Origin of the sequence: Pontibacter sp. FD36 (genome assembly GCF_015686655.1) — a bacterium.
GTDB lineage: Bacteria > Bacteroidota > Bacteroidia > Cytophagales > Hymenobacteraceae > Pontibacter.
The window spans coordinates 296,845-319,620 of the sequence record NZ_JADPMP010000004.1; the positions used below are offsets into that span (position 1 = coordinate 296,845).

Here is a 22,776-nt window from a genome sequence, read left to right on the forward strand (position 1 = left end):
GTTTAAATGAACAACACTTTCATTGTAATTACTTCTATTGCTGACGAACATCACCCTGTTTTAAAAAAAATAGCAGCGAGAGCCATAAATCATAGGGTGCCATTGATTATAATAGGCGACAAATCAAGTCCTAAAGAATTTACACTGGAAGGTTGTGATTTCTACTCTCTTGATGCTCAAGCCAGGCTTCCTTTCAGCTTGTCTGATAAATTGCCTGTTGGTCATTACTCCAGAAAGAATCTTGGTTATTTACTAGCTATTGAAAGGGGGGCAGAAATTATAATTGAAACAGATGACGACAATATACCCCTCGCGTCTTTCTGGGATGACAGGTCAATTGAGGCTGAAGCTCATCTTTTAGAAAATACAGGCTGGACGAATGTTTATCGCTATTTCACTGATATAAATATTTGGCCAAGAGGATTTGCATTAGAACATTTACATGCGCCTATGCCAGAAATTGGCAAAATCACTTCAGTAAAAAGCCCTATACAACAAGGCTTAGCAGATGAAAACCCTGACGTGGACGCGATTTATAGACTCACAATGCCTTTGCCTGTTTATTTTGAAATGTCTCAAAATATAGCACTCGGCATTAATACTTTTTGCCCCTTCAATAGCCAAAACACAACTTGGTTTAAAGAAGCATTTCCTTTGTTATATCTACCCTCTTATTGCAGTTTCAGAATGACAGATATCTGGCGGTCTTTTGTGGCGCAACGGATTGCGTGGACCTGTGGGTGGACCATCTTATTTCATAACTGCACTGTTCGCCAAGAACGAAATATTCATAACTTGATGAATGATTTCAAAGATGAAATTAGCGGTTATATCACTAATGATAAGATTTTCAATTGCTTGAAAAATATAACATTAAAAGATGGGGTGAACCATATCTCAAATAACATGATCCGCTGTTATGATGAACTCATAAAAATTGGGGTATTGGACTCCTCTGAAATCGAATTGCTAAAAGCTTGGCTTGATGATTTGAAAACCCTAGAAAATAGATGAAAAAACAAACTACAATCTCTCTTCTATTTATAATTTTCATTCTCTCTCTTATTTTCAATTTAATCAAGAGTTTAATAAATGGCTATGAAAAAGAAAGTTGGCTTATCACAGAATTTCTAATTAATTATCAAGGAGGTTTCGTAAGACGTGGTTTGTTAGGTGAGGCTTTGTACCAATTTTCGCAATACTCAACTATTAGTCCTTATTATATAATTATAGCCCTGTGTTTGGCTTCATATGTTTATTTAATCTATTGGTACTCTTCATCCCTTATAAATAACGGTTTCCCATTTTTTATTCTTCCTTTTGTATTCTTTCTTGGGAGCCCTATCATAAATAATTATTGGGTGAGAAAAGATGCAATAGTACTCCTCTTCTTTATTTTAATATTGCATTGTTTAAGAAAAGAAAGTTTCATATATATAATCTTAACTAATTTACTCTTCGTAACTGGCATCCTGATACATGAATCAATTGGTTTCTTTGGATTTCCAGTTATAGCTCTTATCATTTACACTCGTTATAGTCACTCTAACTTTCTTAATAAACAATTTACATTTAGGAGGCTATGTACAACAATTGTTCTTCTATTACCTAGTCTAATTGCCTTTGCCAGTGTAATATATTTCAAAGGTTCTCGGACTATTGCTGGTAATATCTGGGATTCGTGGGAAAACATCAAATTCCCAATACAAGCAGCAACCCATGGAGCTCCACCTGCAGCTATCGATGGCATATCGTGGTCTCTTCAAAAAGGACTACGATACTTTTATAGCAATCTAATGAACATGAACTATGATATCTATGCACCATTTGCATGGTTCTTTATCCTTCTATCTGTTTACTTTATAATTATAAATATTAATCGCTTAGATTTTAAAATACTAACCTACAAACCTACTCAAGCTATAAACAGAGAGAATCTGTCCACCATTTTAGTAATTCAGCTAGTAGCAGTAATTCCTCTGTTCATACTTGCTTCAGACTACGGGAGATGGGTAACTATGTGGACCTGCTCTACATTTGCAATTTTGTTAACTATACCAGAAAAAACATTATCAACTTTACCTCCTTTATTTGTTCGATCATTCAGTCATCATCTTAACAATAGACTGGATGAATATGTAGGTAATTCAAAATCATTTATCGTTTTAATGAGTTTTGTAATAGGAGTGCCTTATTATAATTGGAGCATGGAAAAATATATTGAAACCCCTGCATCCGTCCACATAATTCAATTTATTTCAACTATATTTCGTCAAATAGTCATAATGTTTAAACTCGTTATAGGCTTAAATTGATCAATTTTTTGATATAATTATTGTTAAACTATATCATTTTAATGGTTCATTGTAATGATATAGGCAGACAAAATAGGAAGTGCTGGAATAAAGTCTTACCTCTCTCAACTCACCACCTCATTCAAATTAGCAGTTTTGAAATGCTGGTATACCCTCAACACAATAGCAAGAGCTACAGCAGCCTCAGCGGCGGCAACCAGTATAACGAAAAGGGAAAACATCTGGCCTTGCATCATCTGTGGGTCATGACGGCTGAAGGCGACCAGGTTTAGGTTGGCGGCGTTGAAGATTAACTCTATACCCATTAGCACGACTACTGCGTGGCGTTTGGTAATGACAGCCAGGACGCCTATTGTGAAAAGGGCAGCGCTTAGGAGCAGTATATGTTCGAGCGGTACTTGGGTCAGCATTATACTTTCTGTTTGTCAGTGGCGATGTAAGCTGCACCCATTAGTGCTATAAGCAGTAGCAGAGAGGCTATTTCGAAAGGCAACACAAAGTCGGTCATCAGTTTTATACCTATCAACTGCACCGTGCTTTTCTGGCCTGCCAGCACATCGGTGTCAGTTTGTTGCAGCCATGGCAGGGAACTGAATCCTGCCTGCCAGATGGTATAGCCTAGCCCGATGAGTGTTAGAAGCGCAATGGTAATTCCCCATCCTACGTTTACATTCTCTGACATGACGGACTTGTCGTGCACCCTACTGCTGAGCATAATACCGAATAGGATCAGCACCAGCACACCACCCACGTACACCATTAGCTGCGTAACGGCAACAAAATCAGCAAAGAGCAACACATAAATGGCGGCTACACTCAGCAGGGTGAGTAGCAGCGAGAAGCCGGCATATAGCAGGTTCCGCGTCAGCACCATGTAAGCACCCGAAACTATGGCTAATAGAGCAAAAACGTAGAATAGCATCTTCTCTTATGATTCGTCTGTTTTTAAATACTTGGTTTGTCAGATTCGAGCTGATAATGGAAGCTATTCCCGATCATCAGAATCTGCATGTACTGTAACCGTATAACAATTTAACAACTTAAATTACTGCTGCTTCCGGGCCGCCAGTGCCGCAGCTTTCGCAGCAGCCATTTCTTCCTGCTGCTTAGCCAAGAGTTGCTTTTTCTCCTCTGCCTGCTCGGGTGTAAGGTCAGTGAAATGGTAAATCATGTTCTTGATATCCACTTCAGAGAAGTCGTATACCGGTGTCATGGTCAGGCAGTCAGTTGGGCAAACGGTAGTGCACAGGCCGCAGTAGCAGCACTTGGCCATATCGATGTCAAACACAGGGGCATACAGACGCTTTTTTGTACCGTCAGACGTCATCCCGATCTCTTCCGTTGCCTTCACTGACTCAATCGTGATGCAGTTTACCGGGCAAATCTTGGCGCAAAGGTCGCATACAATGCAGTCATCGATCTCGTTGTGCAAACGGTAGCGGCCGTTCTCAGGAACAGGTATAGCCTCGTAGGGGTAAGTAAGTGTTACCAGTCCCTCCGGTTGCTTAAAGTAGTTCTCGTCCATGACCGGCACAGGCGCACGCCGCTTGTCCGCATTCCGAAAATGCCGCCATGTCAGTAGCAATCCGCTTAGCAGCGACTTTACTACTTCCCAAAACCCGGCCTTATGTTTAACGGACGTTCTTTCCATATTTAAAATGTAGCGGTATAGGTGAAAATCTATTACTATAGAAATTAATTAACTACCTCGATACGCACATACTTTTTATCTCTTTAACTTATACCTGAATAACTTCCCATACTTACACCATTAGCAATCGCCAGATGCCGGCCAGCAAGACTATACCCAGCGCAATAGGTGTCAATACCTTCCAGCACAGGTGCATGAGCTGGTCCACGCGCAGACGCGGGTAGGTCCAGCGGATCTGCAACTGCAGGAACAGCAGCACAAAGGTCTTGCTTAGCAGCCAAAAGCCACCCCATAGTATACCTGAAAGTGCCCCTACTGTGCCTGTTGTCCAGTCTGCAAACTTGAGCGTAGTCAGGTTTGGCAAGGGGGTATTCCAGCTCCCAAGGAAGAGAATGACTGCTACCAGGCTAACCAGCACCATCATGCTATACTCCGCCAGGAACAGCACGGCAAACCGAAAACCGGAATATTCCACATGAAACCCGGCCACCAGTTCCGATTCCGCTTCAGGTATATCAAACGGTGCCCGGTTACTTTCTGCCAGGGATGCGATAAAATAGATCAAAAAGGCCACTAGCAAAAGCGGGGCTCTGAAGATGTTCCAGGTAGTGATACCACCTATGTTTGTCGTGTTTATACCCAGCGCTTCGATACCAAAGAGCCAGTTCTTTTCAAACTCAAGTCCAGGAAAGCGGTTTAGCAATATACCTTGCTGGTAGCTAATTTCCTGAAAGTCCAGTGACTGGCAGATCATCACAACGGAGAGAATAGCCAATCCGGCTGGTATTTCATACGATACAATTTGCGCCACGGATCGCATGGCACCCAGCATGGCGTACTTGTTATTAGAGCCCCAACCTGCCATGAGTAAGCCTACTACATCAAGTGAAATAATAGCCAGCAGGTAAAACACCCCGATACCAATGCCGGTAGGTATAAGTTCAGGTGTGAAAGGTATAACGGCAAAGCCTGCAAACACTGCGGCGAAGATAAGAATTGGGGCCAGTTTGAATAGCTTCTTGTCAGCCGCTGCTGGTACAATATCTTCCTTCTGCAGCAGCTTTAGCACATCCAGTACTGATTGCAGCGAGCCGTAGGGCCCCGCCTCGGTTGGTCCCAGGCGGTCTTGCATAAAGGCTGCCACCTTGCGCTCCGCATACGCCAGCACAATGACGATACCCAGCAGTAGCATAAGTGTCAGCAGAAAGGCAAGCATAAGCGGTTAGGTTTTATGAACGGGCAAAGGTAGTTTTTAATGTGCTAATGTGCTAGTAGAGCAAGAAGCTTCAGCTAGGTTTAGCTTATGAAAATGAAGTAAGTCCGCCAGCTTTTGCTTAGCTGATCATAACTATATTCCATTAGCAGCGGTCAGGATGATCGGCTCACCGTCAGTTATCAGGATTGTATGCTCGTGCTGCGCTACAAAAGCTCCCGCATCAGCCAGTAGTGTCCAGCCGTCTCCTTTCTCGTGCACGTAACTTCCTTTAGTTGAGATAAAGGTTTCTACAGCTACCACGGTGTTCTTGCGGAACCTTCGGGTCTCCTGCTTGTCATAGAAGCATGGAATCTCATGCGGCTCTTCGTGCAGACTGCGCCCTACCCCATGACCGACCAGATTTTTGATTACTTTGAAACCGTTCTTCTTCGCTTCTGTCTCTATAATGCGGCCTATTTCAGCTATCTTTTTGCCCCCTCTTATTTCTTTCAGCGCTTTATACAGTGCCGTGACAGAAGCATCTACCAGTTTGTTCAAGCCATTCACGTCTTCTCCCAGAATAAAAGAACCGCCGTTGTCAGCATAATATCCATTGAGTTCCGCCGAAACATCTATGTTTACCAGGTCTCCTTCTTTAAGAATGGTTTTGTCAGAGGGTATACCGTGTGCGGCTTCGTTATTGATACTGATACAGGTATAGCCGGGGAAATCATAGGTGATCTTGGGTGCCGACTGCGCATTGTAAGACTGCAGCAGCTTGTATCCAAAGTCATCCAACTCCCTTGTGGTCATACCTGGTCTGGCGTGTTCGCGCATTTTTCTGAGGGTGATAGCCACAGCTTCACTCACCTTTTTTATACCTTCCAGATCCTCATTTGAGTCTATTGACATAGCTATACCTTCTTCCGTATTTATAAATATTACCCTTCTATTAGATGCGGCACGAATTGCGAGAGGTTGGTGATAATGCCTTTCTCGCGCCGGAAACCGATGGCGGCTCCTTCGCCTGACCAGAACACACCGGCCTGGTACTGGTAGCCTTTGCCGTCTTCAGGCAGTTCGCACCAACGCTGGTATACCTGCTGCTGCTTATCATAGTCGCCACGAACTTTGGTTACGCGACCACGGTCTACCACCTCTACACTTTGCCCTTCGCGGCCAAAATATGGCTTTTTGATGTACTTACCTGACAGCGGCTCAACGTCTGCCTCCAACAGAAGAGGGTGGTACGGGAAAGCTTTCCAAAGCCAGGCCAGCATGCCTTTGCTCTGAAACAGTAAGGTATAGGCCGGGTTGGCGATCGTGATGGTGCGGGAGCGTGAAAGCAGTGTCAGGGTTTGGAGCAGCTCCGGTTCTTCCCAGGCAATCTGCTCCCACGGCAGTAACTTGAACAAGAACGGAAAATGCCGCCACTGCTCCGACTCTACCTGTGCCCAAACGCCCTTCTCGTCGCCTTCTGTAGAGAAGCTCACTTCTTCGATCGGGCAGAGATGGGCCTCAAACCCAGCCTCATTGGCAGCCTGGGTGATGACAGAGCAGTTGGCTTCGTCCTCGGCACTGGCTCCGATGTAGGTGACTAGCAAGGCGGGGGCTAAGTCTTCATTGCGTTCGCGCCATACCCTGAGTTGCTCTACCAGAGCTTCGTACAGGCCAGAATATTGCAGAGCATCGTTTTTGCCAGCAGCGGCCAGGCTAGCCCACTGCACTACAGCGGTTTCAGGTATAGAGGTGGCAGTATCGGCATTAAATTCCAGCATTTTGGGACCATCCGGCGTCATCGCCAGGTCAAAGCGACCATACAGATGAACCTGGCGGTCGTCGCTCCATGACTGGCGCACCAGTTGCCATAGGTTCTCGGGTATACCCAGCACTTGCAGGAAGGCATCCGGCAGATCATTTGGTATGGCCTGTACCATCATATTATAAAGCGAGCTAGCGGCATCGAGCAGTTCTTCAGCCTGGTCCTCTGTAATCACCACTGCCTCGCCGGGCACATAGTTGGCGCAGCCATCCTCCACACACCACTCCCAGCCCAGTCCGCGCACTGCTTTTTCCACATCACCTGTGTGGGGTTTTACCTGGATGCTCGTCTTAGAATTTTCTAGCATGAAATACTCAGAAATAAAAGGTTGATACGCAAATGAAGGTATCGGTACAAGCAGCATAGCTTATACTGATACCTTCCATACGAGGTATGACCTCACTTAAGGAGCACACCGCTATACCTGATTGTCGGGATACTCTCCTTGCGAAACAGCAAGAATGCTTTTCCTGTTCTTTAAGATTAGGCTCCCGCTCCGCCGCTGCGTCCACGGAAGTAGCCGCTACGGCCTGAACGCGGCGCTGTAGACTGCTGACGGTAGGTCTGCACATTCTGGCGCCAGGCGGCTGTATTGTTCATCACACCCGGATTGGCATAATAAGCAGGCCTTGGTGACATCATACGACCGGCCATAAAGCCCATGCCACTCCACCACAGCACACTGCCTAAGCCAAAGCCGCCCTGGGTATATTGTTGCTCATTTTGGGCAATGTCACGCATTTGGTTTTCGAGTGCCAAGCCCTGCAGCGTATCTACGCGGCCATCACTATACTTTAAGATCGCCATGCTCTGGCCCGGTGCTGTGGTACGCTCGTCGGTGATCTTCCACTGATCAGGCGCCTCCTCAGTGAGTTCCGTTACAATCCCATCTGGCACAGGCACTTCTGTACCCGCGTTCCATTCATCATTTGTCTGCGTGCTTGAATCACAGCTGGTGAGTCCCATGGTAGCGGCGGCGGCCATAATAAAGGCATTGCGCTTAAAATCCCCGATGGTCAAATATCGCTTTTTCATAAGATTATCTCCGTTGATATATAAAGGTACTCTTTTTACGGGATTTCTGAAAGTGAGGGATTGGAGGATGGCTGCATTGTTGATTGCCAGTGCATAATTCGGACAGGTCGCAACCTGTCATTCTGAAATTCCCGCCTCTAAAACTCCTTTACTCCCACAGGGGATAATGCTCCAGGTGCACTTTTCGCTTGAAGAAGATGCGGGTACTTTCTTCGAATGACTTGGTAAAATCAGACACAAAGAAAGCATGATCGCCCTGCAGTTCGTCAGAGCTCAGGTCATTGGTTTCCAGAAACCTCCGAACATGCCTGGCCACGATCTGGCTGGCGTCCAGTACATCCACTTTCCCCTGGTAGTAATTCTCGATCTGCCTTTTAATAAGCGGGTAGTGCGTGCAACCCAGAATAAGTGCCTCTATACCTTGCAGCTCGGGCGCTGACAGGTAGGCGTGAATCACGTTTTCAGAAATAGAATCGTTGAAAAAGCCCTCCTCGATCATAGCAGCAAGCAATGGTGTCGCGTGCGATTTCAGTGTAATATCTAGGTCCAGTTCATCGATCTTTTTGCGATACACATTGGAATTGACAGTTTGCTTTGTCCCAATAAGTCCAATCGTTTTGCCTGCATAAGTTTTTCCAATATGCTCCACCACTGGTTCAATCACATTCAGTACCCGTGCTTTGCTGCCTACATACTCCTTTACAAGCTCATAAGCCGCCGCTGAAGCTGAGTTGCAGGCGATTAAAATCACCTTGCAGTGCTGCCTGAGAAGCAGGTCACATATCTTCACGGCATAAGCCTGTATGGCAGCCGTGGATTTATCCCCATAAGGCAAATGGGCAGTGTCACCAAAGTATATAAGTCTCTCGTTTGGCAATTCTGCCACAATTGCCTGCGCCACAGTAAGCCCCCCTATGCCACTGTCAAATACCCCGATCGGGTGCATATTTTTTCTCTCTCCCATATGGTGCGAAGTTATGCTAAAACCCACAAAATAAGATGTTCACCATGATTTTAAGATCATTCACTTATTTTGACATTATGATTGAATTTTTCAAACTTATTATTGAGTTATAAAACAGCTTATCACTCAGAGCGACGACATTAAATATTATTTTTACAATATATTTTGTAAATAAATTTTATTTGGTTATATTTAACTACTTTATACAAAGGGAATTGCTATCTTAATTCTATGTTCCCTGAGTAAGACTCCCGGCGGCTTTATCAACAGAGCAGATAAAGCAGATTATCCACCTCCTAGCCTAACCCTTATGTCTACAGCTATCACTGACTCCGCTTTCATCATCTCGTCCGCTTCACCTGTGGTGAAACGAACTCCCTTGTATGGTAGTTTTATCAGTCGCTTTGTGGCCTTCCTGATCGACACGACTATACTTGTGTTCTGGTATTCGATCATACTTTACTCTATGGCCGAAAATTCGCTGCAGTTCAACACCTGGAAGCAAGTGGTAGTAGATGGGAACATTAGTATGCTTGAGTTTGAGGCGGTGCTTCAGTTGTTTTTTTACAGTCTGTATTTCCCTATACTGCACTGGCTTTACTATACTTTGCTAGAGGCCTCCCCTAAGCAGGCTACAATTGGCAAGTTTACCTTGGGGCTGAAAGTGACTGACCTGCGAGGCAAGCGTATTTCTTTTCTTCAGGCTAATGCACGCTATTTCTCACGTATCCTTTCGGCTCTACCGCTGTTGCTTGGCTTTTTGCTCATACAGTTCACCCGCCGTAAGCAGGCACTGCACGATTATGTAGCCCGCACCCTGGTGATGACCGAGCAGTAAATTGCACTATTTTTCTACTATATATCCAACACCCCTAAGTATGAATCGTATATTATACCTTGTATAACAACAAGAAAGGAGGTAATCATGCGATTTATCCCAACCCGTTTTCACGGAATATTGGATTATGTATATGGTATTTTACTTATTGCATCACCCTGGCTGTTTAACTTTGCCGCAGGTGGTGCTGAGACCTGGGTACCTGTAGTGATAGGTGCGATCGTACTTCTGCAAACAATTCTGACAGACTTCGAGATGGGTCTGGTAAAGAAGATTCCGATGCAGACGCACCTGATGCTTGACTTTGGCATTGGTGTCATATTAGCCCTGTCTCCCTGGTTATTCGGTTTTGCCGACTATGTGTATGCACCACACCTGATTTTCGGTGTATTCTCTATACTGGCATCGCTAACAACACACCGTACACCAAGCAGAGCTTACAAAACTAATGTAGCTCGCGAAGAAACCATGAGATAAGCGACATAAACCATGTGTAATGCAACAGGCTGACTTGATGAAGTCAGCCTGTTTTATTTTGTCTACCCATAGCGCAGAAATGCCTAAATTTGCTTTATGAATTACCTATCCGCAGAAAATATATCAAAAAGCTTTGGCGAACGCTGGCTTTTCAAAAACCTGAACTTCGGCATCAGCCAGGGACAACGCGTCGCTTTGGTTGGTGTGAATGGCTCCGGCAAAACCACGCTGCTCAATGTACTGGCAGGCAAATTGCCCCCTGACGAGGGTAGCGTGAGCGTGCGCAAAGAAGTGACGATCGGTTTCCTGGGCCAGAACCCGGAGTTCGACGAAGAGCTGACGGTACAGCAGACCATCTTCGGCGGGCAGGGTGAAGTACTGGATGTGATACGCGAATACGAAGTAGCCATCTCCCACCCTGACACCAGCGCGGAGAAGATGCAGCATTTGATGGAGCGTATGGACGAGCTGCAGGCCTGGGACTTTGAGATCAAAGTGAAGCAGATCCTTTCTAAATTAGGTATACATAACCTCGACCAGCAAATAAAGCAGCTTTCAGGTGGACAGCGCAAGCGGGTGGCCATGGCCCGAGTGCTCATCGAAGAGCCCAGCATGCTCATCCTGGATGAGCCTACCAACCACCTGGACCTCGACACCATTGAGTGGCTCGAAGGCCTGCTCTCTACGCAGAACACCACGCTATTGATGGTTACCCACGACCGCTATTTCCTGGACAAAGTGGCCAACGAGATAGCTGAACTCGACAATGGTGAACTCTATACCTACAAGGGTAATTACAGCTATTTCGTAGAGAAAAAAGCATCTCGTGAAGAGATGGCCGCCGCAGAAACCGAGAAGGCACGCAACCTGATGCGCAAAGAACTCGACTGGATTCGTCGTCAGCCTAAGGCCCGCGGTACGAAGGCTAAGTATAGAGTAGATGCTTTTGAGGAGTTAAAAGAGAAAGCCGCCAAGAAAACAGCGGCTCCGCAACTCGAATTGTCTGTAAAAACCACCCGCCAGGGCGGCAAGATCATCGAGGTAGACCATATTTCGAAGTCCTTTGGCGCTAAGAAAATCGTGGATGACTTCTCGTATGTGTTCAAGAAGAAAGACCGCATCGGCATTGTGGGACCAAACGGAGCAGGCAAATCCACTTTCCTGAACATGCTCACCGGCAAACTGCAACCCGACAGCGGCACCATCGATGCCGGTCAGACCACCGTGTTTGGATACTATACCCAGGACGAACTGGAGTATAAGCAAGACCAGCGTGTCATCGACATAGTGAAGGATATTGCTGAGGTAGTAGAGATGGCTAACGGAGAGGTGATCACAGCGAGCCAATTTCTGCAGCACTTCCAGTTTGCCCCACCGCAGCAGTATACCTTCGTGAGCAAGCTGAGCGGTGGTGAGAAGCGTCGTCTGCAGTTACTACGCGTGCTGATCAAGAACCCTAACTTCCTGATTCTCGATGAACCTACCAACGACCTCGACATCATCACACTCAACATACTGGAAGACTTCCTGCTCAACTTTGGCGGCTGTTTGCTGATGGTGTCCCACGATCGTTACTTCATGGACCGGCTGGTAGAACACCTGTTTGTATTTGAGGGCGAAGGCAAGATCCGCAACTTCCCGGGCAACTACACCGACTACCGCGAGTGGCTGAAGGAGCAGGAAAAAACCGAACAGGAACCAAAGCAGGTGGCACCTGTTGTCGAAAAAAAACAAGAGCAACCGACGACAGGAAAGCGCAAACCGACTTACCAGGAGAAAAAAGAGTTTGAAGAACTGGAGAAGGAGATGCCAAAACTCGAGGCACGTAAAGCAAAGATCATCGAAACCATGAATGCCGGCACTACCACTGACCACGAGCAGCTTAATGCCTGGGCCAAAGAACTGGAGCAGTTAAACGAGCTACTGGAAGAAAAAGAGATGCGCTGGCTTGAGCTCTCTGAGATCATGTAAGCAACTCACAGCTATACCTTAAAATCGCCGAAGCAACCTGTTTGTTTCGGCGATTTCATTTCAGGCCCTTCACTGTCACATAGGCTTTCTCATTGCGCTCCCCCACCTTCACGATTTCCCGGTCAAACTTGCGGGGGTGGTTGAGGATGGCGTAAAAACTATCCAGGTACTTAAGCGACTGCCGTAACCCTGATTTACTCAAGGGCTCACACTGCCTGTATAATGCATAAATCGGAGTACGGTAAGCGTTAAACGTGTTGACCATCTCCCGGTGGATGTTTTCCGGAAAGCTGTAAGCTCTGTACAGACGCTGCTTTACTGACTTTATACCCAACTCAGGAGGCGGCGCAGCATAAGGGGCCCCTACTATACCTGCGTAGTCGAAGTCGAAAGGCACAGGTATAGGTGCTGAAAGTGAGTCAGGTGCCAGCAGGTCGATGTTATGCCGGTAAGGCACCGACCAGTCTGTGTTGCCGATCATGTACTGGAAAAGGGCTAACCGGGCCATGGCCTTCTGATCGACAAGGTCCATGCTGAAGCGCATTTTGCCAGGTATAAGTTTCATATCCAGACGACTAGCCATGCTTTTGTCATCCTCTATTAGAAAGGCGTAGCGTACCTCCGGTTTACGTTTTCCCAGGCTGTCTTCGTAGGTTACCTGACAGAGGCGCACCCGAAAGCTCTCTTCAGCCAGCAGGTTGTATACTTTATATACCAGGTACTCCCGCAGCACATACTCCTCCCCTACACAGTGTGTTACAAGTTTCAGTTTGTTTTGCCCCTCAAACACGGTTCCTGCCGGCATTTTTTTGCGGATCAAGTTGAGCATAAGCGGCGGAAAACGGCAGACAGTGGCGTCGCGCCGACGATTACCCCGCACCATCACCCGCAGCGGCAAAGAGATCTCACCACCTGCAGCATCTTGATAAAAGAGTGTAGCGGCATGATACTTTCTGTCATCGCCACGGTCCTTCAACACCTTCTGGAAGTCGGCAACCAACTTGAATTGAAGCACTGCCTCATCCTCGAATAGCGGCATTTCCTGCGCCCACGTCGGCTGCCACCCTAGCAGAAGAAAAACCAACAGGTATACAAAGCGATCGGCCATGCGGCGTTTGATTCGATGTATAAAAGTTGGTAACATAACTAGAAACTTAATTGCCTGTGCTGCGACAGGTATAACAAGGCAGGCTTAGAGCCCCATTTGCTTCAGCGCTTTCCTGGAGAACAGGTCTTTCATCACATTCCCTTTCCGTACAGTAGTATCCATTTTTACCTCCAACCGAATGGAGTCTTTCGGGAGAGCAGTCAGGGTCGTATCCATGGCAAGGTCTACCACCACGGTGTCTACACGCGGCACCAAGACAGTAGAGTCCATCTCAAAATCAAGCATCCGGGAAACCGTAGCGGAAATATCAACCAAGGTATACTCTGTTTCAACAATAGCATCTCTTCTAAAATCTGGCCCCAGGGCGAGCAGACTTATATGCTGGCAGCCTTTACAATCATCGCCATGGTCAATCCAACCGTTCTTTACCGAATCCAGGTGGCGGCCATGGTCTGTGGTGACCAGCAGCGTGGTTCTACCTTTGTAGTGCGCATCTTTTTCAAGAAAATCCCAGAGCTGCTTCACATAGCGGTCTGACCGGGCGATGCCTCTCAAGTAGTAATCCCAGTTTCCGGCGTGGGCATACCCATCCGGTTCCATAAAATTGATCAGCAATAGGTTGGGCCTGTGGGTGGCCAGTACTTTCATCACCTCCACCAGCGTAAGAGAATCCGCCCGATAGCCACTGCCAGGGCCGCTCACGCCACAGTTGAGCGATGGCACAAACTGGTCTTTCCAATCGGGCCGAAGGGTATTGCCCAAAATATCCAGTTTGTCTTTACTTGATATGATCCAGGCGGCGGTGGCCGGTCTGCCTTTCTGCTTGAGCCACTGCTGAAACATAGAGGGGTTAGCCGGCAGCTCATCTCCATAGTTATCAATCGGCTGGTTCACCCCAGTCGTGATAGCTGCATGGCCGGAATTGGTGTAGGTATAGCCATCATTCCGGAAGTTTCTGCATAGGGTGCCTTTACGGAGCAGGTCAGTAGACATATTGGGTATAATACCTGGCACTGCTCCCCAGGTCTCCGAATACCGAATGCCATCGATCACGACGATGATGACATTCTCAGTCTGCAGCCCCTCGGCCTTCTCTCCAGTTGGCGAGGTAGCACAGGATGCCGCAACAGCCACTACTACCCCAATCAGTAAGCGGCACAACCAATTGCTGCCTCTTATGCGAAATGAAGCCTGCCTGTCGTATTCGGATGCTCCCATACCAAATGCAATTAATAGAAACTAAACTCCTATTATAAGGTATACGAATTCTGCTAAAGATTAGGCAAAAGCGGCGCCTACAGCCATAGCTCCTGAAAAACCCTGCATAATAGTTTGCGTTTAAACTCGATAATTACCTTCTTGCAAACATTAAACATCACATGCAACAACCAGCAGCCATAGCGAACCTCCACTTAACAATGCCTTTAGGCATTGCGCTGCTGCATGCTGTTTCTGCTGATTGCTATCGTGCCGCCTATTATTGCTACGGTTATTATTACCGCTGCTCTACTGCGCTCTCTCAGGCAATCAGGCGACTAACATACCGCACTTAAACAGGAAAAGCCCACCGGGCCCCTGACTGATAAAACTGAAGCAGAGCGAAAGCTCTGCTTTTTTCATTTTATACCTATTCCAAAAACTAAAATTACGCCATATGACATCCATGGACCTGACACAGAACTATAGCAGCTATACAACCGAAAACCACCAGGTATGGGCTATTCTCTTCGACCGCCAATTACGTAACCTCCCCGGAAAAGCCATACCTGAGTTTATGGAAGGTTTGGAAAAAGTCGGCTTCAGTCGCGACCGTATACCTGATTTCAATGAGATAAACCAAAAACTGAAGCCGTTGACCGGCTTCGAAGTAGTGGCCGCTCCAGGCATTGTCGATGATGCGCTGTTCTTCCAGCTCATCGCCAGCAAGCGCTTCCCGGCCACGGTGTGGGTGCGCCGCATGGATCAGCTCGACTACCTCGAAGAGCCCGACATGTTCCATGACGTGTTCGGACACGTGCCGCTACTCACCATACCGGTGTATTGCGAGTTCCTAGCCAAGCTATCTGAACTGGCCCTCTCCCACCTCGACCGCCCCGACATCATCGACCGACTCACGCGCATCTACTGGTACACCATCGAGTTCGGACTGTTCCGCAAACCAGGCCAGCTGGCGCAGATCTACGGTGCCGGCATTCTTTCCTCAGTGGGTGAGAGCAACCTGTCTGTATCTAATGAGAGTGTGAAGTTCGGCTTCGATGTAGACCATATCCTGAACACGGCTTACATAAAAGAGACGTTCCAGAGTCAGTACTTCTGCATCCATAGCTTTGAGCAGCTGCTCGAGAGCCTGCAAGCTATAGAAACAGCCTTGCAGCAGCTCCGCACCCAGGATGCGCTTGTGACCACTGCCTGACATAAAAAAGCCCCGCCAGCAGCAGGTATAGACTACCTCTTGCCGGCGGGACTTAACTCTTTCTACTGATCTGCTCTAGTGCGTGAGCTCGTGGTTGATCATGAAACCAAGCTTGCGTGGCCGTGACAGCTGGGAGTTTTCCAGTTTCTGCTTGTAGGTGATGCGCTCAATATCCGAGACATCCTGCCCCATCAGGTCGTTGTTCACGGCTGCCACCATGGCGCTTTCCACGATCAGGCGCAGCATGTCATCATTTATCACATTACGGGCAATGCGGTCATAAGGCAAGTCCATCTGCTTCACACCTTCTATGGCAAAGTGATTATCGATGTTAATGAGCATCCTGCCCACCAGGTAACCTGGGTCGTCGAGGCGGTTGTACTTAACGGTATCAGCCATGAAGTTGTATGCCATGATGTGCCCGAAAAACCGGCGGCGGAAGTCCTCTTCCACGTAATCGTTGCGCATGATCTCGTAGTCGTCAGGGAACGTAACGATGTTGGAATGCATGACAAAAACCAGCAGATCACCAGAAAACTTAATCTGAAATTCCAAATCGGTAATCGCCTTGTATTCGATCACAACATCCGAATTGTGCGTCGTGATCCGATTGGTCAGCTCCTCTACAATCTCCTGCGAAATTTCCTTCATCCGCGTAAAGGTCTGGTAGGTATTGCGGTATATCGCCTGCTTCGTGGCCGACTTTTGCTGCAAGCCCTGTATTATATCGTCGAGTCTATCTTTCATACTTGTGCTTGTTTCGGGTGCTGTATTTTTTACTCTAATCTTAAGAAATAGTTATTCAAGCGGTTTTCGCCAAGGTATACCAGCCTTACTGAATTATATTTAACAGGCTGAGGATCACTTTAATTAACAGGTGCTATAAATTGCCTTAGCACCTGCTCCTGATGCTGCGCAAAAGATGGTGGAGGCGCCACTTCATCCGCTACCATCCCCTCTCCCACAAAAGCTACCTGCCTGATGCCGCTGGGTCCACCTGGCTGGGTCAGCAACATGCGCCTGGCCTGTGCCTGCTCAAGCACTTCAGGTACGCTGTTCACGGCACCGGCAGGCACATGCAGCCTGTGCAGCTCTTGCAATAGCACGGCCCGCTCCTGCTGTCTAATCAGCCACTCTAACTGTTGGTTAATAGCCTCCCGATGCTGCACTCTTGCATTGTTAGTTGCAAAGTGTGGATGATCTGCCAGCGCCTCCTCTCCCAACACCTGACAAAGTCGCCTAAACTGCCGGTCGTCACCGATGGCAAGCACTAAGGGCAGGCCGTCTTTGCAGGTAAATACACTGCCGTAGGGTACAATGTTGGGGTGCTCAGAGCCCATGCGCTGTGGGCTATGCCCTGCCACCAAGTAGTTAGTACCCTGGTTGGCCAATGCTGAAACGGCGGCATCAAACAGCGAAACCTGCACATACCTGCCCTCCCTGGTACGCTCACGCAGCAAGAGCGCTGTCAGTATGCCCTCCTTTAACTGGTGAGCTGCCAAAATATCCATCAGGGCAACGGGCATTTTGGTAGGTGGTCCGTCAGGGGAGCCGTTCATGTACATGAACCCGCTCTCAGCCTGTATCACGGCATCATACCCCGCCCGCTGGTCCTCCAGACCATAGCCTGTGATGTGTCCGTAAACCAGCCTGGAATTAAGCTGAGACAATGTGCGGTAATCTACCTGCAACTTCTCAGCATCACCGGGCTTATAGCTCGCAATCACCACATCGGCTTTGGAGGCCAGTTGGTGTACAGCTTCAAGCGCATGCGGCTGTGTAATATCGAACCCTACAGAGAGCTTGCCCCAATTAGCCGCCGAAAAGTAAGCCGAAACAGCTGTGCTCCTCTGCTCAGTTGACAGCATCCAGGTGCGGGTGACATCACCAGCGGTAGCGGTATTTTCAAGTTTTACCACTGTAGCACCAAGCTCTGCAAAAAACTGCCCTACACTTGGCCCGGCAAGCACACTGGCCAGCTCGAGCACCAGCATATTTTTAAAAACGGGTTCAGTCATCTTCTTCAGGTATAAGTGATAGAGCGCAGGCCTGCATCAGGCTGTTGCGCTGTCAACAAAGCTATCAAAAAGGGTATAAAAAAAGCAGCCCTTCCGAAGAAGAGCTGCCAGTATGTTTTCGCTATGTATAAAATTAGGTCCCGATCAGGAGCGCTGCTATATCAAAAAGAAGATAGCATTGATGATGTTAACGCCCAGTAGAAGATAGAAGTTCGGAGATTCTTGTATAGCTTTTTTCATTTTAATTTTAAATAAATCTTTCTTTTATATGTTTTAAGATGATTGTTTATATCACTTTGGGCTTATTTACGCCTCACCTAATCAAATGTTTCGGCGTTAATATAAAAAAATCTATGTAATTAAAACTTAATATTACTTAAATACTATAAGCTGATAAAATATTCTGTAATTCTGTTCGATTTAAAAGCATAACATCTATATAGCGATTTTTTAATGTTTTGAACTTTTTGAATGCCGTTTCAACTTTATAAATGTATTGTGCTATTCTTTGCTGATCGACGATGCAATATTAATATAATTTTCAATATAAATAACATAACCTTTTAAATTTTTCTCAGATAAGGTAAAAAAAACGTATCTTTACCACAATAAATGCGGTTTAAAGGCCGCTAAGGCATAAAAATAATTTTATAGAGATAACTTTGGATTTTCGTTCTTTCAACCTTCACGAAGATGTGATCACCGGAATTGAGTCGATGGGTTACAATACTCCGACACCGGTACAGCAACAGGCCATTCCGCTCATATTGGAGCAGAAGGATATTATCGCCTGCGCACAGACAGGTACCGGCAAGACTGCCGCTTACCTGTTGCCGCTGATTGATCGCATTTCGCACGCTAACTACGACTTCACCAGTACCCTTATTCTGGTTCCTACCCGCGAACTGGCAAAACAGATTGATGAACAGGTAGAAGGCTTGGGCTATTTTGCCCCGGTTAGTTCTATCGCCATCTACGGTGGCAGCAAAGGCGACGAGTGGGAGCAGCAGAAGCGTGCCCTTACCGGTGGTGCCGATATTATCATAGCCACGCCAGGACGTCTGATGTCGCACATGGCCCTTGGCTACGTGAAACTAGACCAACTGAAGTACCTGGTGCTCGACGAGGCTGACAAGATGCTGGACATGGGCTTTATGGATGACATCCTGAAAATAGTGCGTGCACTGCCTGCCGAACGCCAGACACTCCTCTTCTCAGCTACCATGCCGAAGAAGATCCGTGACCTGTCGCAGCAGATCCTGCAGCAGCCCGAAGAGATCAACTTGGCCATCTCTAAGCCGGCCGAAGGTATAGACCAGCGTTTATACCTGACCTACGACAACCAGAAGCTGCCTTTACTGGAGCATTTGATCCGGGAGTTGGAAGTGCAGAATATGATCATCTTCACATCCCGCAAGTCGAATGTAAACCAGATTGTGCGCTCGCTGCGCAAAATGGGCTTTGAGGCCGAAGGTATTATGTCGGATCTGACGCAGGAGGAGCGTGAGAAAGCACTGCAGGGTTTCAAGAACCGCAAGTACCAGATCCTGGTGGCTACGGATATTCTATCGAGAGGTATAGACATCGACAGCCTGAGCCATGTGGTGAACTTTGACATGCCACAGGATGCCGAGGACTATGTGCACCGTGTGGGTCGTACAGCCCGTGCAGCTTCTACAGGTATGGCCATCACGTTTGTAAATGAAAATGACATGTACCGGGTACGCAAGGTAGAGCAGCTGATCGAGCGTGACCTGCCTAAGCTTCCGCTTCCGGAGGGTTTTGGCCCAGCTCCGGTATTCGACCCGACCCGTCGTGACATGGGCCGTGGCCGTGGCGGCAAAGGCGGCGCAAGAACAGGTGGAGGAAGACCAGGCGGTAGCCAGCGTTCAGGTGAAGGCGGTGGCAGAGACCGCAATCGCCGCAGAGGACCAAAGCCGGAAGGTACAGCCCCTCACAAAGAGGGCAACAACAGACCCATAAAGGCAGCCAACCCACAGCCAAGAGGTGAGCAAGGCACGCCCAGGGCAGAAGGACAGGAAGGTGGCCAGAAGCCAAACCGCAATCGTAACAGGAACCGTAACCGCAAGAAGCCGAACGATTCTAATCCACAGAATAGCAAGCCGCCAATCTCGCAAGACAATAACTAAACAGAAAGGGCCTCTCCTACCGGAGAGGCCCTTTCTGTTTAACATGGGCTACACCTTAGTCACACGCCTCTTCAGCCCATTATTCTGCCTGCATAACTAAAGTTATAGGTATAAATACTGTTTTCATCTACAGAAAACAGTATTTCATATAATATTTCCAGATTAATATATATTATTTAATATCTTTCTACTCGTTACCATTACGCTTCACTGCACTTATTCTCTACCCAGACTAATAGGAAGTGAGGGGCTTTGGCTTTAGGGGCAAAGACTGCCAGTGTCATTCTAACCATTTTTAACTCTATATGAAACAAACTTTACTGCTGGCACTCCTCTGGTGCCTGGCATGCCCGGCTTTTGCTCAGTTACCAGCACCGACAGGCACCATCAAAGGCATTGTAGCCGATTCTGCAACACAGGCCTCTCTGGACTACGTCACGGTAGTGGTGCAGGAAGCAGGAAAGAACCAGGCAATCAAAAGCACTTTCACGAAAGACAATGGCTCCTTTGAGCTGACGGGCCTTGAGTTGAAGCAGTACCAACTGGTGCTCTCCTATGTAGGCTACAAAACAAAAGTGCTGCCTCTCCCAGCTTTTACCGGCACGACCATCGACCTGGGCAGGTTAGCCCTGGTTTCATCGGCCAAACAACTGAAGGAAGTGCAGATCGTAACGGAGAAACTACTGGTGGAGCAGGATATCGACAAGCTCACCTACAACGTAGATGCCGACCCCGAAAGCCAAACCATGACGGCCCTGGACATGCTCCGCAAGGTGCCACTGCTGAGCCTGGATGCTGAGGACAACATCAAACTGAACGGCAACAGCAATTACCGGGTACTTGTCAACGGCAAAACATCATCACTGTTTGTCCGCAGCCCGAAGGACGTGTTCCGTAGCATGCCGGCCAGTACCATCAAAAGCATTGAAGTGATCACCAACCCGCCATCCAAATACGAAGCCGAAGGCGTGGGCGGCATCATCAACATCATCACGCACAAAAAGAACATTGGTGGCTATAATGGCTCTGTGAATGCGCAGGTATCCAGCCCGAGGGGAAGTAATTTTGGTGGCTACCTGACTGCCAAAGTCGGCAAGGCGGGCTTCTCTGGCTATTTTGGAACTGGCTCATATTATAGCCCGGCCAACAGCAACAACCTGTACCGTGAAGACAACATACGCCAGACAGTACTGCAGCAGGTTGGAGAAAGCCGAAACGACAATACCTATCAATACGCGAGCGGTGAGTTCAGCTACGAGATGGACACACTAAACCTGTTCACGGCCAACTTCAGCATGAACATGAACAATGGCAATAACACACTGGCGCAGCGTGTCGATCTGTTTAACTCCACCGGTGCACTGACCCAGGCTTACACGCGTCTGAACAATGGCAACTTTACCTGGAGGGGCAGCGACTTTGGTGCTGACTACCAGCGCACCTTCAAGAAAAACAAAGATCAGCTTTTCACGCTTTCTTACAGGCTAAGCAATAGCGGCAATGGCAGCGGCTCAGACTTCATACTGGACCCAGTACTCAACTTCAATGGTCAGGTAAGCCAGACGGACAATGATGGCAGTTCAGTAGAACACACCATGCAGGCTGATTATGTGCAGCCGATCAAAAAGCATACCCTCGAGTTTGGCGTGAAAACTATCTTACGACTGAACAGCAGCGATTACTTCTACAGCAACCAAAACCCTGAAACGGGCAATTTTGTGATCGACGAGAACCTGACCAACAGTTTCGACTACCGCCAGGATATCTATGCCGCCTATACCTCTCTCAGCCTCAAAAAAGGCGATTGGGGTCTGAAAACCGGTGCACGTCTGGAAGAGACTAAAATCGACGCAAACTTTAAGTCATCAGGCACAGTGGCTACTCCTGACTACTTCAACCTGATCCCGAATATCACCCTGTCGCGCAAATTGAAAGGGGCCAGCACCATGCGTTTGTCCTATACCCAGCGCATCGAGCGTCCGAGTCTCTACTACCTCAACCCGTATGTAAACCAGATCGACCCGCGCAACATCAGCTTTGGTAATCCGAAACTCGATCCGGCCACAAACAATGTGTTCAATCTGGCTTATAACACCTTCGTGAAGGGAACATCTGTAAATGCAAGCATCTTCCATAACTTCACCAACAACTCCATCCAGAGCTATACCACGCTTGGAGCTGACACCGTGGCCCGTACCACCTATGGCAACATAGGCCGCAACCAGACTTATGGTTTCTCTTTGAGCGGTAACACTACACTGTTCAAGAAGCTGAGCATTAACCTGAACTCCACTACCAACTACGTGAAACTGACCAGCGTCATCGACGGCGTGCCGCAGAACAACGAGGGCTTCACTTACAATGTGTTCGGCTACTCGAGCTACCGCTTCGACAAGGGCTGGCGGGCAAGCGGCAACATTGGCTATTATTCGTCACGCATTTTGCTGCAGGGCCGCTCAGCCGGTTATATCTGGAATAGCCTCTCTGTAAGCAAGCAATTCCTGAAAGACAACAAAGCAACGCTGAGCTTCTCAGTGAACAGTCCGTTTCAAAAGAACCGTCGCTTCGTGAACGAGATCAATGACCCGCGCTTTACACAGGTTCAGGAGAACTTTAATGTGATGCGACGCTACAGCGTTGCCTTCAACTACCGCTTCGGCAAACTGAAGGGAGACATTGCCCGCAAGAAGCGTGGCATTAAAAATGACGATGTGAAAGCCGGAGAGCAGTCAGGCGGGGGCGGTGCGAATTAAAATTTTGTTAGGTCAGCTCCGGGGGCCGCTCGAAGAGGTGGTTCCTGGTCTTACTTAAAAAACTTG

At 47.7% G+C, this 22,776-nt stretch carries 20 protein-coding genes; 8 read left to right on the plus strand and 12 right to left on the minus strand.

Annotated features, from left to right (window positions below; translation table 11 throughout):
• Positions 1–6 precede the first annotated feature (6 nt).
• Together I0P70_RS07610 and I0P70_RS07615 are read left to right on the plus strand one after the other, a co-directional pair.
• Complete coding sequence (locus I0P70_RS07610; protein ID WP_196116180.1) at positions 7–1,014, plus strand: STELLO glycosyltransferase family protein; 1,008 nt, start codon at positions 7–9, stop codon at positions 1,012–1,014.
• Positions 1,011–2,315 (plus strand): hypothetical protein, encoded by a 1,305-nt coding sequence (locus tag I0P70_RS07615; protein ID WP_196116183.1) that lies wholly within the window; start codon positions 1,011–1,013, stop codon positions 2,313–2,315. The genes I0P70_RS07610 and I0P70_RS07615 overlap by 4 nt, the downstream gene beginning before the upstream one ends.
• Before the next feature lie 104 nt (positions 2,316–2,419).
• Here the strand turns inward: I0P70_RS07615 and nuoK are convergent, their stop codons facing one another.
• From nuoK to murI, 8 genes are all read right to left on the minus strand, one after another.
• Positions 2,420–2,725: an NADH-quinone oxidoreductase subunit NuoK gene (nuoK, locus tag I0P70_RS07620; RefSeq protein ID WP_196116185.1), complete on the minus strand. Its 306-nt coding sequence runs from the start codon at positions 2,723–2,725 to the stop codon at positions 2,420–2,422.
• Positions 2,725–3,237 carry an NADH-quinone oxidoreductase subunit J gene (locus tag I0P70_RS07625; RefSeq protein WP_196116187.1) on the minus strand — a complete coding sequence of 171 codons (513 nt, stop codon included), beginning with the start codon at positions 3,235–3,237 and terminating at the stop codon, positions 2,725–2,727. The genes nuoK and I0P70_RS07625 overlap by 1 nt, the downstream gene beginning before the upstream one ends.
• A 123-nt stretch (positions 3,238–3,360) precedes the next feature.
• Entirely contained in the window at positions 3,361–3,966 is a 606-nt protein-coding gene (locus tag I0P70_RS07630) for an NADH-quinone oxidoreductase subunit I (protein ID WP_196116190.1), read from the minus strand.
• A 112-nt stretch (positions 3,967–4,078) separates the two neighbouring features.
• Positions 4,079–5,182 (minus strand): complex I subunit 1 family protein, encoded by a 1,104-nt coding sequence (locus I0P70_RS07635; RefSeq protein WP_196116192.1) that lies wholly within the window; start codon positions 5,180–5,182, stop codon positions 4,079–4,081.
• A 132-nt stretch (positions 5,183–5,314) separates the two neighbouring features.
• On the minus strand, positions 5,315–6,073 hold the full coding sequence (gene map, locus I0P70_RS07640; protein ID WP_196116194.1) for a type I methionyl aminopeptidase: 759 nt from the start codon (positions 6,071–6,073) through the stop codon (positions 5,315–5,317).
• A gap of 29 nt (positions 6,074–6,102) precedes the next feature.
• Positions 6,103–7,290, minus strand: a complete 1,188-nt coding sequence (locus I0P70_RS07645) for a glutathionylspermidine synthase family protein (protein WP_230392054.1) — start codon at positions 7,288–7,290, stop codon at positions 6,103–6,105.
• Positions 7,291–7,466: 176 nt separating this feature from the next.
• Positions 7,467–8,018, minus strand: coding sequence for a hypothetical protein (locus tag I0P70_RS07650; protein WP_196116199.1), 552 nt, complete (start codon positions 8,016–8,018; stop codon positions 7,467–7,469).
• Between the two features lie 148 nt (positions 8,019–8,166).
• Positions 8,167–8,982: a glutamate racemase gene (murI, locus tag I0P70_RS07655; protein ID WP_196116201.1), complete on the minus strand. Its 816-nt coding sequence runs from the start codon at positions 8,980–8,982 to the stop codon at positions 8,167–8,169.
• Between the two features lie 310 nt (positions 8,983–9,292).
• Here murI and I0P70_RS07660 point away from each other — a divergent pair, with 310 nt between their 5' ends.
• The 3 genes from I0P70_RS07660 to I0P70_RS07670 all read left to right on the plus strand — a co-directional run bounded on the left by I0P70_RS07660 (position 9,293) and on the right by I0P70_RS07670 (position 12,268).
• Positions 9,293–9,820 carry an RDD family protein gene (locus I0P70_RS07660; protein WP_007656708.1) on the plus strand — a complete coding sequence of 176 codons (528 nt, stop codon included), beginning with the start codon at positions 9,293–9,295 and terminating at the stop codon, positions 9,818–9,820.
• 87 nt (positions 9,821–9,907) lie between these two features.
• On the plus strand, positions 9,908–10,297 hold the full coding sequence (locus I0P70_RS07665; RefSeq protein ID WP_196116204.1) for an SPW repeat protein: 390 nt from the start codon (positions 9,908–9,910) through the stop codon (positions 10,295–10,297).
• Between the two features lie 96 nt (positions 10,298–10,393).
• Complete coding sequence (locus tag I0P70_RS07670; RefSeq protein ID WP_196116206.1) at positions 10,394–12,268, plus strand: ABC-F family ATP-binding cassette domain-containing protein; 1,875 nt, start codon at positions 10,394–10,396, stop codon at positions 12,266–12,268.
• Between the two features lie 55 nt (positions 12,269–12,323).
• Here I0P70_RS07670 and I0P70_RS07675 read toward each other — a convergent pair whose 3' ends face one another.
• Both I0P70_RS07675 and I0P70_RS07680 read right to left on the minus strand, forming a co-directional pair.
• Positions 12,324–13,412 carry a hypothetical protein gene (locus I0P70_RS07675; protein WP_230392055.1) on the minus strand — a complete coding sequence of 363 codons (1,089 nt, stop codon included), beginning with the start codon at positions 13,410–13,412 and terminating at the stop codon, positions 12,324–12,326.
• Between the two features lie 48 nt (positions 13,413–13,460).
• The gene (locus I0P70_RS07680) at positions 13,461–14,594 is read right to left on the minus strand and encodes a sulfatase-like hydrolase/transferase (RefSeq protein ID WP_230392056.1); all 1,134 of its coding nucleotides are present in this window, start codon (positions 14,592–14,594) and stop codon (positions 13,461–13,463) included.
• Between the two features lie 436 nt (positions 14,595–15,030).
• Here I0P70_RS07680 and I0P70_RS07685 point away from each other — a divergent pair, with 436 nt between their 5' ends.
• Positions 15,031–15,789 (plus strand): phenylalanine 4-monooxygenase, encoded by a 759-nt coding sequence (locus I0P70_RS07685; protein ID WP_196116207.1) that lies wholly within the window; start codon positions 15,031–15,033, stop codon positions 15,787–15,789.
• A 75-nt stretch (positions 15,790–15,864) separates the two neighbouring features.
• Here I0P70_RS07685 and I0P70_RS07690 read toward each other — a convergent pair whose 3' ends face one another.
• Together I0P70_RS07690 and I0P70_RS07695 are read right to left on the minus strand one after the other, a co-directional pair.
• Positions 15,865–16,536 carry a hypothetical protein gene (locus tag I0P70_RS07690; RefSeq protein ID WP_076422498.1) on the minus strand — a complete coding sequence of 224 codons (672 nt, stop codon included), beginning with the start codon at positions 16,534–16,536 and terminating at the stop codon, positions 15,865–15,867.
• Between the two features lie 119 nt (positions 16,537–16,655).
• Positions 16,656–17,807 (minus strand): CaiB/BaiF CoA-transferase family protein, encoded by a 1,152-nt coding sequence (locus I0P70_RS07695; RefSeq protein WP_196116209.1) that lies wholly within the window; start codon positions 17,805–17,807, stop codon positions 16,656–16,658.
• A gap of 716 nt (positions 17,808–18,523) precedes the next feature.
• Between I0P70_RS07695 and I0P70_RS07700 the strand changes: the two genes are divergently transcribed.
• Both I0P70_RS07700 and I0P70_RS07705 read left to right on the plus strand, forming a co-directional pair.
• Positions 18,524–19,957, plus strand: a complete 1,434-nt coding sequence (locus I0P70_RS07700) for a DEAD/DEAH box helicase (protein WP_196116304.1) — start codon at positions 18,524–18,526, stop codon at positions 19,955–19,957.
• A gap of 305 nt (positions 19,958–20,262) precedes the next feature.
• Entirely contained in the window at positions 20,263–22,710 is a 2,448-nt protein-coding gene (locus I0P70_RS07705) for an outer membrane beta-barrel family protein (protein ID WP_196116211.1), read from the plus strand.
• The last annotated feature ends 66 nt before the right edge of the window (positions 22,711–22,776 follow it).

Coding starts and splice junctions, on each gene's coding strand:
- I0P70_RS07665 (WP_196116204.1), top strand. CDS start 9,908: ATGCGATTTATCCCAACCCGTTTTCACGGAATATTGGATTATGTATAT.
- I0P70_RS07645 (WP_230392054.1), bottom strand. CDS start 7,290: ATGCTAGAAAATTCTAAGACGAGCATCCAGGTAAAACCCCACACAGGT.
- I0P70_RS07685 (WP_196116207.1), top strand. CDS start 15,031: ATGACATCCATGGACCTGACACAGAACTATAGCAGCTATACAACCGAA.
- map (WP_196116194.1), bottom strand. CDS start 6,073: ATGTCAATAGACTCAAATGAGGATCTGGAAGGTATAAAAAAGGTGAGT.
- nuoK (WP_196116185.1), bottom strand. CDS start 2,725: ATGCTGACCCAAGTACCGCTCGAACATATACTGCTCCTAAGCGCTGCC.
- I0P70_RS07705 (WP_196116211.1), top strand. CDS start 20,263: ATGAAACAAACTTTACTGCTGGCACTCCTCTGGTGCCTGGCATGCCCG.
- I0P70_RS07680 (WP_230392056.1), bottom strand. CDS start 14,594: ATGGGAGCATCCGAATACGACAGGCAGGCTTCATTTCGCATAAGAGGC.
- I0P70_RS07625 (WP_196116187.1), bottom strand. CDS start 3,237: ATGCTATTCTACGTTTTTGCTCTATTAGCCATAGTTTCGGGTGCTTAC.
- murI (WP_196116201.1), bottom strand. CDS start 8,982: ATGGGAGAGAGAAAAAATATGCACCCGATCGGGGTATTTGACAGTGGC.
- I0P70_RS07690 (WP_076422498.1), bottom strand. CDS start 16,536: ATGAAAGATAGACTCGACGATATAATACAGGGCTTGCAGCAAAAGTCG.
- I0P70_RS07660 (WP_007656708.1), top strand. CDS start 9,293: ATGTCTACAGCTATCACTGACTCCGCTTTCATCATCTCGTCCGCTTCA.
- I0P70_RS07670 (WP_196116206.1), top strand. CDS start 10,394: ATGAATTACCTATCCGCAGAAAATATATCAAAAAGCTTTGGCGAACGC.
- I0P70_RS07675 (WP_230392055.1), bottom strand. CDS start 13,412: ATGTTACCAACTTTTATACATCGAATCAAACGCCGCATGGCCGATCGC.
- I0P70_RS07615 (WP_196116183.1), top strand. CDS start 1,011: ATGAAAAAACAAACTACAATCTCTCTTCTATTTATAATTTTCATTCTC.
- I0P70_RS07635 (WP_196116192.1), bottom strand. CDS start 5,182: ATGCTTGCCTTTCTGCTGACACTTATGCTACTGCTGGGTATCGTCATT.
- I0P70_RS07630 (WP_196116190.1), bottom strand. CDS start 3,966: ATGGAAAGAACGTCCGTTAAACATAAGGCCGGGTTTTGGGAAGTAGTA.
- I0P70_RS07700 (WP_196116304.1), top strand. CDS start 18,524: ATGGGTTACAATACTCCGACACCGGTACAGCAACAGGCCATTCCGCTC.
- I0P70_RS07695 (WP_196116209.1), bottom strand. CDS start 17,807: ATGACTGAACCCGTTTTTAAAAATATGCTGGTGCTCGAGCTGGCCAGT.
- I0P70_RS07650 (WP_196116199.1), bottom strand. CDS start 8,018: ATGAAAAAGCGATATTTGACCATCGGGGATTTTAAGCGCAATGCCTTT.
- I0P70_RS07610 (WP_196116180.1), top strand. CDS start 7: ATGAACAACACTTTCATTGTAATTACTTCTATTGCTGACGAACATCAC.